General features: G+C 44.6%; 16 protein-coding genes. 5 read left to right on the forward strand and 11 right to left on the reverse strand.

Going from position 1 to position 18,078, the window contains the following annotated elements; genetic code table 11:
• Positions 1–58 precede the first annotated feature (58 nt).
• From ATL39_RS08230 to ATL39_RS08245, 4 genes are all read left to right on the forward strand, one after another.
• Positions 59–1,237, forward strand: a complete 1,179-nt coding sequence (locus ATL39_RS08230) for an AI-2E family transporter (RefSeq protein ID WP_120192867.1) — start codon at positions 59–61, stop codon at positions 1,235–1,237.
• 358 nt (positions 1,238–1,595) lie between these two features.
• Complete coding sequence (locus tag ATL39_RS08235) at positions 1,596–3,020, forward strand: alanine/glycine:cation symporter family protein (protein WP_120193154.1); 1,425 nt, start codon at positions 1,596–1,598, stop codon at positions 3,018–3,020.
• Positions 3,021–3,154: 134 nt separating this feature from the next.
• Positions 3,155–3,724 (forward strand): alkaline shock response membrane anchor protein AmaP, encoded by a 570-nt coding sequence (gene amaP / locus ATL39_RS08240; RefSeq protein WP_170146874.1) that lies wholly within the window; start codon positions 3,155–3,157, stop codon positions 3,722–3,724.
• A gap of 35 nt (positions 3,725–3,759) precedes the next feature.
• Entirely contained in the window at positions 3,760–4,161 is a 402-nt protein-coding gene (locus ATL39_RS08245) for an Asp23/Gls24 family envelope stress response protein (protein WP_120192870.1), read from the forward strand.
• A gap of 37 nt (positions 4,162–4,198) precedes the next feature.
• Here the strand turns inward: ATL39_RS08245 and ATL39_RS08250 are convergent, their stop codons facing one another.
• Positions 4,199–4,765, reverse strand: a complete 567-nt coding sequence (locus tag ATL39_RS08250) for an NAD(P)/FAD-dependent oxidoreductase (RefSeq protein WP_120192871.1) — start codon at positions 4,763–4,765, stop codon at positions 4,199–4,201.
• Between the two features lie 169 nt (positions 4,766–4,934).
• Between ATL39_RS08250 and ATL39_RS08255 the strand changes: the two genes are divergently transcribed.
• Positions 4,935–6,707, forward strand: coding sequence for an SLC13 family permease (locus ATL39_RS08255; RefSeq protein ID WP_120192872.1), 1,773 nt, complete (start codon positions 4,935–4,937; stop codon positions 6,705–6,707).
• 40 nt (positions 6,708–6,747) lie between these two features.
• Here the strand turns inward: ATL39_RS08255 and ATL39_RS08260 are convergent, their stop codons facing one another.
• The 10 genes from ATL39_RS08260 to ATL39_RS08305 form a co-directional block, all read right to left on the reverse strand.
• Positions 6,748–8,211: a DHA2 family efflux MFS transporter permease subunit gene (locus ATL39_RS08260; RefSeq protein WP_120192873.1), complete on the reverse strand. Its 1,464-nt coding sequence runs from the start codon at positions 8,209–8,211 to the stop codon at positions 6,748–6,750.
• Between the two features lie 131 nt (positions 8,212–8,342).
• Positions 8,343–9,707 carry a magnesium transporter gene (gene mgtE, locus ATL39_RS08265; RefSeq protein ID WP_245960954.1) on the reverse strand — a complete coding sequence of 455 codons (1,365 nt, stop codon included), beginning with the start codon at positions 9,705–9,707 and terminating at the stop codon, positions 8,343–8,345.
• Between the two features lie 93 nt (positions 9,708–9,800).
• On the reverse strand, positions 9,801–10,739 hold the full coding sequence (locus tag ATL39_RS08270) for an ABC transporter permease (protein WP_120192874.1): 939 nt from the start codon (positions 10,737–10,739) through the stop codon (positions 9,801–9,803).
• The gene (locus ATL39_RS08275) at positions 10,732–11,658 is read right to left on the reverse strand and encodes an ABC transporter ATP-binding protein (protein ID WP_120192876.1); all 927 of its coding nucleotides are present in this window, start codon (positions 11,656–11,658) and stop codon (positions 10,732–10,734) included. Before ATL39_RS08275 ends, ATL39_RS08270 begins: the two co-directional genes overlap by 8 nt.
• Positions 11,651–12,364, reverse strand: a complete 714-nt coding sequence (locus tag ATL39_RS08280; RefSeq protein ID WP_120192877.1) for an ABC transporter ATP-binding protein — start codon at positions 12,362–12,364, stop codon at positions 11,651–11,653. Before ATL39_RS08280 ends, ATL39_RS08275 begins: the two co-directional genes overlap by 8 nt.
• A complete protein-coding gene (locus ATL39_RS08285) occupies positions 12,357–12,731 on the reverse strand; it encodes a GntR family transcriptional regulator (protein ID WP_120192878.1) in 375 nt (124 codons plus the stop codon). Before ATL39_RS08285 ends, ATL39_RS08280 begins: the two co-directional genes overlap by 8 nt.
• A gap of 3 nt (positions 12,732–12,734) precedes the next feature.
• On the reverse strand, positions 12,735–13,508 hold the full coding sequence (locus tag ATL39_RS08290) for a hypothetical protein (RefSeq protein ID WP_120192879.1): 774 nt from the start codon (positions 13,506–13,508) through the stop codon (positions 12,735–12,737).
• Between the two features lie 156 nt (positions 13,509–13,664).
• Positions 13,665–14,636, reverse strand: coding sequence for a Gfo/Idh/MocA family protein (locus ATL39_RS08295; protein WP_120192880.1), 972 nt, complete (start codon positions 14,634–14,636; stop codon positions 13,665–13,667).
• A gap of 104 nt (positions 14,637–14,740) precedes the next feature.
• Positions 14,741–15,778, reverse strand: coding sequence for a ribonucleotide-diphosphate reductase subunit beta (locus ATL39_RS08300; RefSeq protein WP_120192881.1), 1,038 nt, complete (start codon positions 15,776–15,778; stop codon positions 14,741–14,743).
• 27 nt (positions 15,779–15,805) lie between these two features.
• A complete protein-coding gene (locus ATL39_RS08305; RefSeq protein ID WP_120192882.1) occupies positions 15,806–18,067 on the reverse strand; it encodes a ribonucleoside-diphosphate reductase subunit alpha in 2,262 nt (753 codons plus the stop codon).
• Positions 18,068–18,078: the final 11 nt, after the last annotated feature.

Here is an 18,078-nt window from a genome sequence, read left to right on the forward strand (position 1 = left end):
TTTAATATATATCTATTTCTGTAATTGAGCACGTTTTTTCTCTTGAAAGGAGACTATAATGAACAGGTTCTCTACTAGATATTCCCGGTTTCTGGGCGGCCAGAACCTTCTTTACACGCTTGCACTTATTTTATTTTTAGGAATAATCATTTGGATCTATTCGCAGATATCATTTATTTTCCATCCACTCGTAGTCATTATTGAAACGGCAGCCCTGCCTATTATCCTTGCCGTTATCGCTTATTATCTTCTTCGTCCTTTTGTATTATTCCTGGAAAGGCGGAAAGTTAAACGAATTTTCAGTATTTTGTTCATCATGAGTGTACTATTGGGAGGAATCATATTCCTAATCTCGTCTATTATACCATTTTTGGAAACTCAATTTGCCAGTTTAGTCCAGGATCTTCCCGACTATTTGGAACAAATGGGCACCGGAATCGATCAATGGCTTCAGCAGTCTATCTTTCAGGATGTTTACGCCAGTGTGTCCACCAGTATTGAACAGGGACTGTCCGATATTCCTTCTACAATATCCAATTATGCCGGAGATACCTTTGAGGGGCTTGCGGTTGTTGTCGCCCAGGTTACAAATATCGTAGTGGCACTCATTACCCTGCCCTTTATTTTATTTTATCTTTTAAAAGAAGGAGAAAAATTTCCGAAAGCAGTACTTCGGCTGTTTCCTCCCCGTGTCCGTGATGATGCTGCGAAAATATTCAAAGACATCGATCATCAGATTGGCTCCTACATCCTGGGCCAGCTTCTGGTAAGCCTGTGCATCGGGGTAAGCCTCTATATCGGATTTATTATTATAGGGCTAGATTATGCGCTTCTGCTGGCTGCCATTGCCAGCGTCACTGCAATCGTTCCATATCTGGGCCCCGCTATTGCTATCACGCCCGCTTTAATTATTGCAGTAGTCACTTCTCCATTTATGCTTGTTAAGCTGCTGGTGGTCTGGACAGTCGTACAGCTGTTGGAAGGGAAATTTATCTCTCCGCAGATTATGGGGAAACGCCTTCGGATTCATCCGGTAACCGTTATTTTTATTTTATTGACTGCTGCCCACCTTTTAGGAGTTGTCGGGGTCATTTTAGCTATCCCAAGCTACGCTATCCTGAAAGTTATTATTATTCATCTTTTTCATCTGCTGCAGCTGCGGTTCAATAAATTTGCGGATCCGGAAAACCGATATGATATTGCTTACAATCGGGAAGATTTGAAAAAGAAAAATTAATTTAAATTATATCCATAAATATGTATATAAATACAGAAGCTCAAATGATGTAACAATCGTTCAGGAATAGTGGTGAAAAAAAGCATTTGTTCAAATATGCAGGCAGACTGCATAAAGCGTAACCAAACGATCAATTGCGTCTATCATCATCAAAAATAATTCTGTCAAAATAGCTCTCTATCAAAGTTAATGCATATATATACACCTACCTTGTCTTTATTCAGTCTGCCTGAATAAATGTTTTTTTCTTCTATTATATTAAGTGCATAACAAGCTAAAATTATATGATATTATGGACTATGACCTTATACACACATAACTTTTTAAAAGGAGGCCTACCATGGCAAATTGGTTTACGATGGACTCCCCTTTGGGAGATTTAGTGTCTTTAGCGAACAACCTGCTTTGGACTTACGTACTTATTGCACTGCTGTTGATTCTGGGAGTTTTCTTTACGATTCGCACGGGATTTGTTCAGTTCTCGTTGTTGGGCGAAATGATCACCCAGCTGTTCAAAGGAACGAACCACGATGACTTCAAAGAAAAAAAAGGTACGACGCCTTTCCAGGCTTTTGCTATTAGTACAGCTGCAAGAGTTGGTACAGGAAACCTTGCCGGTGTTGCTATTGCGATCACCGTCGGTGGTCCCGGTGCCGTATTCTGGATGTGGGTTATTGCCCTTCTCGGTGCTGCTACCGGCTTTGTTGAAAGCACCCTGGCCCAGATATATAAAGTGAAAGATAAAGACGGATTTCGCGGCGGGCCTGCGTATTATATGGAAAAAGCGCTTGGTGCCCGGTGGATGGGTGTTCTTTTTGCCATATTAATCACGCTTTGTTTCGGGCTGATCTTTAATGCCGTACAGTCCAACACCATTGCAGCTGCTTTCAGCGGCTCCTATAATATCGATCCCATCTTTATCGGAATTGGCATCGCTGTTCTGATAGGTATCATTATATATGGAGGCATACGCCGTATCGCTGTTGTGGCCGAAGTTATTGTCCCTATTTTCGCCCTGCTTTACATATTCGCAGCTATCATTATTATGATCATGAACATTACAGAAGTTCCTGCCGTATTCGGCCTGATTATCGGCAATGCATTCGGAATCCAGGAAGTTGTAGGCGGCGGAGTTGCTGCGGCCTTAATGAATGGTATTCAACGTGGACTGTTCTCAAACGAAGCAGGTATGGGTAGTGCACCAAACGCGGCCGCTACCGCTTATGTTACGCATCCGGTGAAACAGGGGCTTGTACAGGCACTTGGTGTATTTACAGATACGCTCATCATCTGTAGTTCTACAGCTTTCATTATTATTCTTGCCGACGTTCATACCGTAGGAGAAATGGAAGGTATCCAGCTCACACAGATGGCATTTGATACCCATTTTGGAGCATGGGCCCAAACCTTTGTCTCACTGGCAATTTTCTTCTTTGCTTTCAGTTCCCTGCTTGGTAACTACTATTACGGAGAAGTAAACATTGAATTTATTACAGAAAATCGGCTGTATGTGCAGATTTTCCGTATCGCGTTTCTTGCTATGGTTCTGATTGGATCCATGCTTTCCCTGGACTTAATCTGGAGCCTCGCTGATGTATTTATGGGAAGTATGGCTGTAGTAAACCTTATAGCGATTGCCCTGCTTACCAAAACAGCGGTAGCCGCATTAAATGACTATAAACGCCAAAAGAAATTAGGACAGGATCCTGTTTTTTATAAAAACACTATTCCAGGATTAAAGAATGTAGAAGCCTGGGATAAAGAAGACGATACAAAAAAATAAGCACAACAACCGGCAGGGACAGACCCTGCCGGTTTTTTTTATGAAAAGTGATGTGCTTCCTTTGGGTTACAACCCTTGTATTTCGGGTATCTAGTAAGCAATGCACTATGTTAATTAGAGAGGAGGAACCAACGATGACTATTATTTTACGCTTTTTTTTATTTCTATTCGTACTGCTCAACTTAGCTTTGGCAGGCCTTGTAATTGCCGGACTTTTCCAATGGCAGCCCGCCCTTCAGGCCGTTGAAACCTACTTTCTTCAGGCTTCTTATATGTCACGGAGCTGGTGGATTGGATTAATAACTGTATGTGCATGGGCTCTTATATGCTTACTATTTCTTATTCCTGCATTCAAGCCAAAGAAAAAACCAAAGAAAGTAAAGTACATTAATACCACTTCTTCTCATGGCAGTATCCAGGTGCCTATGGAAACCGTAGAAGATATCGCTCACAGAAGTGCTGCTACGAAACCGGGTGTCCGGCATGTAGATGTATCCTGTTCCCGCGCCGGAGAGAATGTCGTCACGCTGAATGTAACCGTATCGGCAGATGAACGAACGAATGAGTCCTACTTATCACAGGAGGTAGAAGAATCCATCCGTCATGACGTGGAGAACTATGCAGAAGTAACCATCAAAAGCCTGAACCTTAAAGTAGAAGGTGCAGAGCAGTCTTCTCAGCGCTCCAAGCAGAAAGTACAATAATACACCCGTAAAGGGCTTAAAAATGAGGTGATTATATGGAGCACAACCCACACCAGGGACGTATTCATCCGGAAGATACGCAGGCAAATTCAAATCCGGGCGAATATAATCGGGAAACCATTGAAAGAACGGCCGCTTCCGTCACTAAAAATGTGAAGGGTATTGTTGGTATGAGCGGAAACGTCGCCGACCGGATGACAGAACGACTTGGAAACGACAACCCGCGCAAAGGTGTACAGGCTTTTAGAAATGACAACTCCCTTTCCCTGGAGCTGACAGTCACGGCCCGTTACGGCGAAAACCTTCAATCTCTGCAGCAGCGTGTAAAATCAGCAGTGATAGAAGCGGTTCAGCCTATGACCGACCTGTCTATTACAAGCGTTAAGCTTTTTGTTGATAATATTGAAAAAAATCACCAGGAAGAATCTATTGCATAAATAACAAAAAGCATGCAGGCAGCCTGCATGCTTTTTGTTATTTTTTCAGTACATCATGGTCAACGTAACGTTTTCCGTTCATTTCGCTGAGAATATTAACAGCTGTCCGGGCTCCGTCACCGGAAGTGATGATCGTATGGACACTCACTCCGGCAATGGTTCCCGCAGCCCACACACGCTTCATGGACGTTCGTCCTGAGGCATCTGTTTTTACAATTTTCTTTATACGCGGCTCTGTGCCTTCTTCCATTTCAATGCCTGCAGCTTCCGGCAGCTGGGGATTGTTTCCGGTTGTTAATAGTACGTATGCTGCTTCAAAATCCCTGTCTTCTAAATACACTTTTATTCGCCCGTTTTCCAGTTCTTCCAATTTTATAACCGTCGCCATGATACGCTCTGCACCATGTTTTTCGGCCTGCTTTTTTCCCGTTTCCAATAAATCGGGGCCTGCCGTATCCGGGGCACCGTAGTGATTTTCCACCCAGGCGGCTTTAGTCATACTTTGTTCGTTATCAATCACTAACGTATGTTTTCCGGCTTTCGCTGCAAATATAGCAGCACTTGAACCGGCCGGACCGGCACCAATCACAATTAGATCATACATAATAATCTCCCCTTTTCTCTATTTATCTTCTATTTCCGAATTCGTGCTCAGGTAAACCAGACAGCTTTCATATGAAATAAGAATAGACATCATCTATAAAATCTTATATAATCCAATAAAACCTATTCATTTACTAGGTATTAAACTTGTTTGAAAAGAGGATTGCACCATGAGCTGGGAAGCCATTATTGTTATCTGCACCATTGTTATTATGCTTATTTGTTTAATGAAAGAAGTAGCCCGGCCGGATTTTATTGTGTTCTGTGCTTTGGCTTTTCTCATGTTCACCGGTATTCTGGCTCCTGCAGATGCGCTCATTGGGTTTTCCAATGAAGGAATGCTTACAGTCGGCCTGTTGTTTATTGTAGCAGGCGCGGTTCAGCAGAGCGGCGTTTTGAACCAGCTTGTGTATAGTGCACTAGGAAAAAAAGACGGATCCAGTTCTATGATTCCACGTATGATGGTGCCTGTATCCGGTTTATCTGCTTTTCTTAACAATACGCCTATTGTAGTTATGTTTACTCCTGTGATTAAGGATTGGTGCAAAAAACACAATGTAGCGCCGTCAAAATTTCTTATTCCTTTATCATATGCTGCTATTTTTGGAGGAACCCTTACATTAATCGGTACTTCCACCAATTTGATTATCCACGGCCTGATGCTTGATCAGGATATGGCTGGATTTTCAATGTTTCAGCTGACTGCCGTCAGCCTTCCTGCCTGCATTCTCGGTATTCTTTATTTAAGTACGGTAGGATACAAACTCCTGCCGGTACGGAAAAGCTCAGAAGAATCCTTCACGGAGCACGCTAAAGAATACCTGGCCCAGAGCCGCATCACCGAAGCATCTCCTTTAATCGGAAAAACGATTGAAGAAGCCGGCCTACGCAATTTAAAAGGCCTGTATTTAATTGAAGTAATCAGCGGTACAGAGAGAATTGCTCCAGTGCCGGGGTATTATCAATTAAAAGAAAAAGACCGTTTGATCTTTACCGGCCTGTTATCAACCATTGTTGAACTTCATCAGGTAAAAGGGCTCCGCGTTGAAACCGGCACTGATATAGAACTCGATGAGCTGAGCAATGGCCGTGCGGTCCTGAATGAAGTGGTTATTCCTTCCCAGTCTCCGCTCGCCTACTCTACTTTAAAAGAAAATCAGTTCCGTTCCCGTTTTCAGGCCGGGGTCGTGGCTGTCCACCGCGCTCAGTCGCGGATCCAGAACAAAGTAGGCGATATTGTTTTAAAGCCCGGGGACACGCTGCTGCTGCTGAGCGACCGTGAATTTGCGGAAAAACATAAAGAATCCAAACTGTTTTATTTAATGAATACGACCGACCAGAATGAGCTTGTCCCTCAAAAAAAATCCCTGATCGCTTTATTTACTCTGGTCGGCATGATTCTGCTGGCTTCTACTAACGTACTGTCGATGTTTATGTCTGCCATGCTTGCTGTTATTGTTCTAATACTCACAAAAACGATTACGCTGGAAGGCGCAAAAAATTATGTGCATTTCAATGTGCTGATTCTTATTGCCTGTTCCATCGGTATTGGAGCTGCCCTCCAACAGACCGGCGCTGCGGAATTCATTGCCACCTACCTCGTTTCATGGACAGCCGGCGTTGGAATAATCGGTACGATTGCAGCCGTCTATATTCTTACTAATATTTTTACGGAGGTAATTACGAATAATGCAGCAGCTGTGCTTATGTTCCCTATCGCCCTTGCGTCAGCAGGGCAGGTAGGAATCGATCCAATGGGCCTGTTTGTTACCATTGCCATCGCAGCTTCTGCGAGCTTCATTACCCCCATCGGTTATCAGACCAACCTGATTGTGTACGGGCCCGGCGGCTATAAATTTACTGATTATATTAAAGTGGGGCTTCCGCTTACTTTTATGTATATGATTGTTACGGTCACAATGGTTCACCTGATTTGGGTATAAAAAAGCAGCTCTCCGGGAGGAGAGCTGCTTCTTCTTGTTTTTAATCAATTTCAATCGGTGCGGTAGTCCGCTTCATGAACAGGGACAGGATAAACGCTATAATCGCGAAGATAAGCCCGACCGTAAAGGCACCCTGCACTCCGGATGTTAGTGCTTCCTGCTGCGCAGAAGCAGATTCCGGATTCACTGCGCTCTGCAGATATCCAGTTTCCGCTGCTGTCATAATTCCGATAAACAACGCCACTCCAATTGCGCCGGCTACCTGCTGCAGCGTATTAAGAATAGCTGTTCCATGCGGATAGTATTTCCGCGGGAGCTGATTCAGGCCGTTCGTCTGTCCCGGCATCATAACTAACGAAATACCCAGCATCAGCATGGAATGGTACACAACAAACTGCCAGGTCGCGGTATCTGTGGTTACGTTCGTGAAAAACCACATTGTTACTACCAACAGCGCTGTACCTGGAATAACCAGCGCCCTCGGTCCATATCTGTCGAACAATCTTCCGGCAATAGGAGACATCGCTCCATTCAGCAATCCTCCCGGAAGAAGAGCCAGTCCTGCTACAAAAGCAGTTAAAGCCAGTCCTCCTTGTAAATAAAGCGGAAGAATAATCATTGTGGAAAACATCGTCATCATCATAATAATAAGCAGAACTGTCGTCAGTGAAAACATCGGTGATTTAAAGGCTCTCATATCGAGCATAGGCTCTTTGAGACGCAGCTGACGCCAGACGAATATACCAAGCGCTGCAAAACCAGCGGCAATGGTTAAATATACTCCCGGATCCGTCCATCCGCTTTCCCCTTCTCCTGCGTTACTAAATCCAAACACCAGTCCCCCAAATCCAATGGTGGATAATACAATGGAAATAATGTCCACTTTCGGCTTGGTAATGTCAGAAACGTTTCTCAAATAAATCATTCCAAAAATAATGGAAAACAAAGCAAAGGGAAGAATCAAAAAGAAAAGCCAGCGCCAGTTCAATGACTCAACAATAATACCGGAAAGCGTAGGGCCGATGGCGGGCGCAAACATAATAACGAGACCCATCATACCCATCGCTCCTCCACGTTTTTCCGGCGGGAAAAGCACTAGAATCGTATTCATTAATACAGGAAGCAGCAAACCTGTTCCACTTGCCTGAATAATTCTCCCTGCCAACAGAACAGGAAAGTTTGGTGCCAGACCGCTTAACAAGGTGCCGGCGGTAAATAACGCCATTGCTCCAAGAAACATCTGTCTTGTGGTAAACCATTGGATCAGCAGAGCTGAAACAGGTACTAGAATACCCACTACAAGCATAAAGCCTGTAGAAAGCCATTGTACTGTAGCTGCTGAAACTTGAAGCTGCGCCATTAAATCCGTGTACGCTACGTTTAGCAGCGTTTCGTTTAAAATAGCGATGAAAGCACCTATAATTAGAGAAATCATAATAGGGGCTTTTTTAATCTCACTCGTATCTGCTGCCGCAGATTTTGTTTTTCCTGCCGTTGCGTCCATGCTTTCACCTCTTATACTATTTACCTAGCTATCTATTTTTTCAAAGCATAGAACAGCTTATCCTATATCCAGTTTTTTCTCAATAGAAAAAGCTCCAAAATTAAAAAAACCTTCCGGAAACCGGAAGATTTTTAGAGATATTCCAAAAGGGCTGTAGCAATGGAAAAATATATACTCAGCCCGACAATATCATTCATCGTTGTAATAAAGGGACCGGAGGCAACGGCCGGGTCAATTTTAAGCTTGTTAATAATAATCGGAAAAACCGCTCCAATCAACGCTGCCGCGCTCAGAGACAGCAGCAGCGAAACTGCTACAATAAAAGCGAGAACAATATTCCCATACAATAAGGTAACCAGTCCGAGCAGAACGACCGAACAGGCTGCCCCCATTAATATACCGGTTCCGAGCTCTCTTCGCAGCATAAGGAAAAGTCCTTTCTTTTCCAGTGCCCCTGTAGCCAGGTTGCGGACTACAACGGCAAGCGACTGCGTCCCTGCGTTTCCGGCCGCCCCCATAATCAATGGGATAAATACGGACAACACGACGATCGCTTCCAGCGTCTCTTCGTATTGATTAATTAAATTCGCCGTAATTAATCCCAGAAACATCAGCAGCACAATCCAGGGTGCCCGTTTGGCGGCCGCCTGAAATGGATTCAGGCTTGGATCTGTTGAACCTTTGGAGGCAGAAATTTCTTCAATATCTTCGGTTACTTCTTCTTCGAGTACATCCATTGCGTCATCAAATGTAATAATGCCCACAAGCTTATTGTCCTTTGTTACAACAGGCGCTGCAAGCAGGTCATAGTCTTTAATAATCTGGGCAGCCTCTTCCTGGTCCAGATATTCATCGACTGAAATAACCTGTGTATTCATTACGTCTTTTACGATACGGTCTGCATCGCTCACAATAATATCCCGGAGGGAAACAACGCCAACCAGCTCACCGGCCGCTCCCACCACATAAAGGTAATAGACCGACTCTGCCTCATTTCCGGCTTTCCGAAGATAGGCCATGACCCCGTCAATCCTCTGATCTGCAAATATTTCCAGAAATTCCTTCGTCATAACAGCGCCGGCCGTTTTTTCCGGGTAGGACATAATCTCCCGGACCTCGCGGGCTTCAGTCTGATCCATCATATCCAGAAGAGCTTCTTTTCGCTCTGCCTGAGGGATTTTCCCTATAAATTCAGCTGCATCATCAGCATACATTTCGTTGAGAACCGCAGCCAAACGCTTATCGTCCATCTCTATAGAAGTAAAAAACTGGTCTTCGTATTCCATCAGCTGAAATACCGCTGCCAGCTCCTCTGCTTCCAGATAGGCATACAGCTGCTTTCGTTCCTCTTTTTCCAGTTCAAACAAAACCTGCATCTGGTCATTCGGGTGAAGGTCCAGAAAGGGCTCGCGGAATTTTTCTATGCTGCCTTCTTTTAAAAGATTTCTAATTTCCAGGACGTTCATTTCCACTGGAGTGTTGTTATTATAATCCACGTGTGCCCACCTCCTCATGCTTCTCTTAGTTTATACCCATAAAACAAGCATGAAAAGCCCCGGTCTCCATATTTCTAAAATAGAAAGCTTTATTTAGGCTGCCACATCCCGTTTGGAAAAAACGAAGAAAGTAAGGAAAGCAAACACAGCAAAATAGATGGCCAGAATCACAATAGAAAAACCCAGCGTCATTCCGTCAATCAACGGCTCCCCTGTTCCAAAGTACATGCGCAGATCCGTGTTCGCAAAAAGAATATATTTTGCCCAGTCATACTGGCTTAGAAATACAACCACATTTGTGCCTGCAAACATAAGAAATATCGTAAGACCTATCGCGATCGAGCTGTTCCGGAAAATAGCTGCAATCATAAACGCAAAGATCGTCATCATCACCAGGTTCACCATTGCAAGACCGTATCCTGCCCAAATGCTGGCTGCCATACTCTGTTCTACTACCTGTCCGTTATCTATATAAAGAGTAGTCAGCTGCGGCGACTGAAAGCCAAAGAAAAGCCCTCCGGCAAGGTACGCTGTAACAAATAACAATAGCAGCAGCCCTGCCGCATAAAACAGACTGACTATCAGCTTCGACAGCAGAATCATCCAGCGCTTGACCGGACGGATCAACAGCAGCTTAATCGTTCCGTTGGTAAACTCCCCTGCTACGCTCGACGTCGCTGCAATTACGGTAAACAAGGTTACAAACATCGTTAAGATGGAGACAAAATCAACAAAACCCCACTGGGTAGCATCATTAATAGGTGCAATATCATTGTCCAGCCGGTAGTTATTTAATGTTAATCTTTCCTGTAGGAAGACCGCTTCTGGATCTTCAGCCAGCGCTTCCCGATCGCCTTCCACCTGCTGCTGTACTTCCGCTCTCCAATTATCCGCCGGCGGCTCTGTATTTAATAATGTAATTAAAGCGCCCCCGATAATAACTACAGCTAAAATGCCAGCCATTACCCAGGTTCCTGTTCTACTGAAAAGCTTCATGAATTCATTTTTGACTAAAGCAGTAAATTTAGACAACGCCTTCCCCTCCAGTCACCTTTAAGAATTTATCTTCCAGCGTGCCGCCGTTTAAAGATGCTTCATAAATATTAATACCGGCTCCGGCAAGCTCTGTAATCAACTCCGGCACTTTGTCAGGGGCCGTCTGCAGCTGGATCGTTTTCCCTTTGGTAATCATCGTTTGTTTAGGAAAATGAACTTTTAGGATTTTCTGGGCTTCACGTATCGGATCCACCGTAAGATGAAGCGTTTTTTCCTCAATGCCGCCGACAAAATCATGAACGTTCTGCACGTCAATAAGCTTTCCTGTTTGAATAATACCGATGCGGTCACACATCAATTCCATTTCTGACAACAGGTGGCTGGATACAAATACAGCCATTCCCTCTTCTTCTGCCAGATAGCGCAGATGGCGCCTCATTTCGCGGATTCCTGCGGGGTCGAGGCCGTTTGTCGGTTCATCGAGTATAAGAAGCTTCGGCTTGTGAAGCAGGGCCTGAGCGAGTCCTAGACGCTGTCTCATACCAAGCGAATAGCGTCTTACTTTCTGTCCGCTCGATTCCCGCATACCAACAACGTCCAGAACCTGGTCGATTCTTCCTTTGGTGGTGATTCCGTTCATCCGGGCATAATGGACAAGGTTTTGATATCCACTCATATAACCGTACATTTCCGGGTTTTCGACAATGCCGCCGACATGCTCCATCGCCTGGACAAACTGTTTTTTGACGCTGAAGCCGTTTATCTGCACATCTCCTTTGGAGGCTTTCATTAAGCCAAGCATCATTCGGATCGTCGTTGTCTTCCCGGCCCCGTTCGGACCCAGAAAACCAAACACTTCTCCTCCATATATATCTACGGTAATATCGTCCACTACATTTTTACGTCCCAGTGTTTTCGTCAGTCCTTCGATTTTTACAATTGGATTCTCATTCATAAGCTGCCTCCTTGATCTCATAATGCGATTTCATCCACTCTACTGTACTTAACCCATGCTTTAATCGAATGTCTTCCGTGTATTCCCAGGCCAGTACTTTTCCCTCTTTCATCAGCATAACCTGGTCGAGAAGCGGTTCTACTTCGCCCAGCTCATGCGTCGTCAGAAGAACGGTCTGCTTTTCTACGTCAATATAGGAAATCAGCCCTTTTACAATGGATTCTTTCACCATAGGGTCAAGACCGGAAAGGGGCTCATCCATTAATACAACGGAGGCATCTCTGGAAAGGGCGAGCATTATTTTGACACGCCCCCTGTTTCCTTTCGAGAGCGATTTGATTTTGCTTTTCTCTTCAATATTCATAAACGCTATCATGTCAGCAGCTTTTTCCCGGTTAAAATCCGGAAACTGCGAAGCGTAAAAATCAATCATTTCTTTGACAGTATAAAAAGAATAATAACTTTCCATCTCCGGCAGATAGGCTATTTCGGAAGAGGTGCGGCGGGTCACTTTGTCACCATTGAACCGAATGCTGCCTTTGTCCGGTCTTGCCAGCCCGGCGATCAACTTCAAAAGCGTTGATTTACCGCTGCCGTTTGCTCCGATAACACCCACAATGCCTGAGCCCTCCGGAAGAGTAAAATTAATATCATCCGCCGCTTTTTTCCGTCGATAGCTTTTGCACACTCCATGCAGTTCAATCATGATCTTCCCCCTTTAAATAGTGCTCTACTCCTGAAAGAATATCTTCGGCAGAAAATCCCATTGCTTTCATTTCTTTTGTAAACTGGCTGATCTGTTCCTGCTTTAAACTCTCACGGAGCTTAAAAAGCACCTCTTTGTTTTCCGTTACGAATGTACCCTGGCCTCTTTTCGTTTCCACGACGCCGTCCCTTTCCATTTCACTATAGGTTTTGGACACGGTATTTGGATTTACGCCGAATTCCACTGCGGTGTCCCTGACGGAAGGAAGCTTTTCTCCCGGTTTCCATTCTTCTCTTAATATTCTCCAGTACATTTGAGAGGCTAACTGTTTATAAATCGGCTTTGATGCATCAAAGGATGCTGCCATTGTCTACACCTCCACTCTTTTTTCAAGCAGAAACGAAGCAATAACCAGCACAATCAATGCTTCCACTATGCCATAAACAAATGTACCGGTGTAAAAACTGTAAGGAGCCTGTGCAGCAATCTGTCCGAGCACTCCTGTTTGAAAGTTAACCGAAATTTCTCCCCACATGGTGAGTGTTTCATACACACCTGAATTCGAGAATTTCGTATAGATCCAGCTTCCGCCAATCACTAAAACAAAGACAATTAAAATGGAAAACCACTTGCCTGCGTATGGCTTAATTACTAAATAAAGACTGAAAAATAAAATAACAAACATACCAATCATCAGTGAGAAAAACAGTATGGTAAGAGCCCCTAAAAGAGATGCAGTAAGCAGTTCACCTATTGAGGGGAATCTTACCTGCTCCGGAACCGCCAGTCCGAAAAATATCAAAAACAATACCCCATTCACCAGCAGCGTAACGGCTCCACATGCCAAGGCACTCGCTATTTTGGCAGACAACAGCTTCAAAATACTCTGCGGCGTGTGAAGCCATACTTCCAAATGCCTGTTCTCCCTGTAGAAACTGATAATAAAAAATACAGGAATATATGCAAATTGAGTAAAAATCCCTGCTCCCAATAGTATGGCAGAAGCATTAATCGGATCTGTGCCCCGGACCAAAGGCACTATAAGTGTGATACTGAGTACCAGAGCGATCAGCAGCAGCCCCGCTGTAAATATAGGCTTCATTAAACGCATCTCTTTTTTCCATAATCCAATCCAGCTTTTCATCATTCATCTCCTCTGCATTAGTGTTCTAGTTAAATAGTACACCAACACAATAAATGCGTCAATAATAAAAAAATACCTCAACATAACTGAGGTATTTTTTCTTATTATGGGAATTAATTACATATACTCCCAGTATAAAGGAATAAAAAGGAAGATTCAATCCGCTTCGTACACAACACCCAGCTGCTGCCTGACTTCATCTATCACGGACAATACGTCTCTGGACTGCTGCAGCGTGACGTGCCGTTCGCCGCCGGACTTTATCAAATGTATAAATTCTTCTATCTCATAGCTCATTGCCGGGCGCCCGGAAGGCATTGACAGCTTTTCTTCTTTGCCTCCGCGCGGTAAAAACGCAACTTCTTCCGGTGTATTTACATTATCTATACGCAGCACACCGTCTTCTCCCTGAATTTCACTGGCGAGAGATGACCCCATAATTTTGGAGTATGAAATAATAACCTCAAATCCTTCGTACTGCATAAGAACGCAGGCCTGTCCATCTACTCCCGTTTCGAGCTTGTATCCCATAGCCATAATGCGCGACGGACGTCCAAACCAGGCAATGGCCGGATGAAAAAGATATACCCCCAGGTCCATACTCGAGCCGTTGGAGAGCTCCGGCTTAAATGCATTCAATACCGTTCCTTCTTTATAGGCATCATAGCGGCTGGAATACTGACAGTACTGAAGGTATACGCGGCGGATCGGTCCTGCTTTCTCTAAATGACTCGTAATTTCTTTAAAAGCAGGAGTATACATGTTTTTAATGCCTTCCATAAGCACAACCTGCATTTGCTCTGCTTTTTTTATAAGAGCATCTGCTTCTTTTTCATTCGAGCATAAAGGCTTTTCGCAGATAACATGCTTTCCTTTATCCATGGCTGCCAGCGCCTGTTCGGCGTGATACCTGTTGGGGCTCGCAATATAAACGGCCTCCACCTCCGGATCAGCAAACATCGCCTCCAGGCTGTTGTAAGCTTTTGCTGCTCCATTTTTTGAGGCAAACGCCTCTGCTTTCTCCTGATCTCTTGAAAAAACGGCCTGCAGTTCAAAACCTTCCACTTCTTTACCCGCTTCAATAAATGCTTCTGTAATCCAGTTTGTTCCAATCGTTGCTATCTTCACCGGCTTCTCCTCCTCTTTTTTTCTATCATAGCATGAGTGCCCGGCATATTTTACAGCATGTTAAAAAGCCCTCTCCCTAAAAACGGGAAAGAGCCTTTATTTTATTATAGAGAGTCGAAATCGTTGTCCGAATCGACCAGGTTGTAGTCCGTCACCGTCGTTTCAAAAAAGTCGGCTTTACCAGTAGTGTTGTCATTATAAACAGAAACCCAGCGCATTGGATTTTTGTTGTAGCCTTCAAACACCGCGTCAAAGCCAAGTTCTTTGATCCGTTTGTTTGCCATAAACTTAATATAGCTCTCCAGTTCGTTGGCATTAATCCCATCAATTTTATTACCGATGACATAGTTGCCCCATTTGATTTCAAGCTCCGCCGCTTCAATGAATGTTTCTTTTACAAAAGAAGCGAACTCGTCTGTATTCAGCTCAGGATTCTCCTGCAGGGTTTCTTTTAAAATATGCACAAACAGGTTAACGTGAATCTGCTCATCCCGGTTAATGAAGTTAATCATTTTGGAAGTGCCGAGCATTTTTTCATTTCTCGCCAGGTTGTAGAAAAAGGCAAATCCGGAATAGAAAAATAACCCTTCCAGAATAACATCATACACAATGGCACGGATAAAGTTTTCCTGGGTTGGATTTTCGGTAAAATCGGTGTAGCCATCTGCAATAAACTTGTTGCGTTCCAATAATACTTCATCCGTTTTCCAGTATTCAAAAACTTTCTCCTGGGTGTCGCCGTCCGTTACGCTAGAGAGAACATACGTATACGACTCATTGTGCACTACTTCCTGAAAGGCCAGCACCGACATAAGTGCCGACAGGCTGGAATCAGTCAGGTATTCAGATACCTTCGAAGAAAAGTCCGTCTGCACGCTGTCCAGAAAAGCAAGCAGCCCGATAATTTTATTAAATGCTTCCCGTTCATCATCACTGAGCTGCTTGTACTGGTTACGGTCGTTGATCAGGCTTACTTCGTCCGGAATCCAGAAGTTGCGGAGCATATTTTTGTACATAGGGTAAGCCCACTTGCGCGCCGTCTGATCCCAGTTTAGTATATTTGAGCTTTGGCCGTTAATGATGCCTGTTGATTTATTTGGTGCTGTCGTGTCGTACAGCTTGCGCTTTTGTAAAGTAGCCATGCGGATACCTCCTTTTTTCTTTCCTCTTTAACTCGAGCAGCTTTCGCAGTCTTCGATAACCGTTGAGGTAGAGCGTGTATAATACGTGGTTTTCAGGCCGGCTGACCATGCCTGCAGATGCATATCCAAAAATTCTTTGGCTTTAATGTCCCGCGGAATATATAGATTAAAGCTGACTGCCTGATCAATATGCTTCTGGCGTGCCGCATTCTGGCGGATGCTCCAGGACTGATCAATATTAAACGCCGACTTGTAATACCAGATCGTTTTGGAGCTGATGTCAGGAGCCGTAGCCGGGGAGCGGTAGCCTTTTTTCTCCTCCACGTATTCCTGGCGGTAAATAGGGTCAATACTTGCGGTGGAACCTGCAATGAGTGACGTGGTGGCATTAGGTGCTACCGCCATCAGATAGCCATTGCGGATACCGCTTTTCTGGATGCGCGTGCGCAGCTCGTCCCATTCCTTTGAATCATATTTTCTTTCCAGGTAGGCACCGCTTTCCCATTCACTTCCTTCAAATAGTGGATAGGCGCCTTTTTCTTCAGCAATCCTGCAGCTGGCTTCAAGCGTCAGGTAGCTGATTTTTTCGTAAAGCTCATCTGCATAGGCTACAGCTGTTTCAGATTCCCAGCGGATGCCTTTCAGGGCCAATAGATGGTGCCAGCCGAACGTGCCAAGTCCGATGCCCCGGTAGCGTTTGTTTGTAAGCTGGGCCTGCAGGACTTCAATATGATTCAAGTCAATCACATTATCAAGCATACGCACCTGTACAGGAATCAGCCGCTCCAGCACATCTTCTGTAACTGCTCTGGCAAGTGAAATCGAAGAAAGGTTGCAGACAACCATATCTCCCGGTGTTTTTTCGGTAATGATCGTACCTTCCGGCGTGAGTTTTTCTTCTTTAATAACCGTAGCACTCATATTCTGCATAATTTCTGTGCAGAGGTTGGAGCTGTAAATCATGCCTTCATGCTTGTTCGGGTTTTCCCGGTTTACCGTATCACGGTAAAACATATAAGGCGTTCCGGTCTGCAGCTGGGATTTCATCACACGTTTCATAATTTCAATAGCCGGGATCCGTTCTCTGGAAATATCAGGATGATCCATGCACTGCTGATACTTTTCGCGGAACGAGCCTCTGCCTTCTTTTTCATCGTAGAAATCCTCAAGAGACCAGCCCATCACTTTTTCTACTTCATGGGGATCAAACAAGTACCAGTCTTCGCGGCTTTCTACTTTTTCCATAAACAGATCAGGCAGGCACACGCCTGTAAAGATATCATGGGTGCGCATCCGCTCGTCTCCCGTGTTGAGCTTCACGTCCAGGAACTCGAGAATATCTTTATGCCATACGTCCAGGTAAACGGCGAATGCCCCCTGGCGCTGGCCCAGCTGATCTACGGACACTGCCGTATTATTTAGCTGCTTCATCCAGCCCATAATACCGCCGGCAACGCCTTTGTATCCTTTTATATCAGAACCCCGGCTTCTAAGCTTGCCGAAGTAAATTCCTACACCTCCGCCATTTTTGGAAAGGTTGGCAACGTCTGTGTTGGAATCAAAAATACTGCGCAGGCTGTCATCTACTGTATCGATAAAGCAGGAGCTCAGCTGACCGACATTTTTTCCTGCATTGGCCAGGGTCGGTGTAGCGACAGTCATATAAAGATTAGACAGCGCCCAATAGGCTTCTTTTACCATGTTCAGACGATTCTGCTTCGGCTCTTCAATCATCAGCTTCATTGCAATGACCATAAAACGCTCCTGCGGCAGCTCATATACATTTTTGCTTTTATCGCTGGCCAGATACTTATGGGCAAGCGTGAGCACACCGACATACGTGAACAATTCATCGCGCTCCGGCTTGATGGCCTGCTCGAGTTCGATGATTTCTTCTTTCGAATAATCCCGTAAAAGAGTACTGTCGTACACTCCTTTGCTTCCAAGCGTTTTCAGCAGTCCGTAGAGCGATCCGTATTTATCCTCTGCGTCATATGCTCTGTTTCTGGCAGCTTCCTTATAGAGTTTTTTCAAATAGATCCGGGCAGCTACATATGTCCACTGCGGTCCGTTTCTATCAATTCTCTCTGATGCCTGCAGCGTAAGAAGCTGGGTAATCTGGTCGGCGGAATAGCTGTCTTTGTAAGAAACGTTGGACACAACCGCTTCTTTGTATTCTTCTTTATCGAGATCAGGAAATCCGTCTGTCACTTCATCTATATAAGCTTCGAGTCTCTGCTTTTCAAAAGCCAGGGTACGGCTGCCGTTATCTTTAAATATTACTGTCATTCTGCACTCTC

Origin of the sequence: Sinobaca qinghaiensis, from assembly GCF_003610495.1 — a bacterium.
Taxonomy (GTDB): Bacteria; Bacillota; Bacilli; order Bacillales; family Marinococcaceae; genus Sinobaca; species Sinobaca qinghaiensis.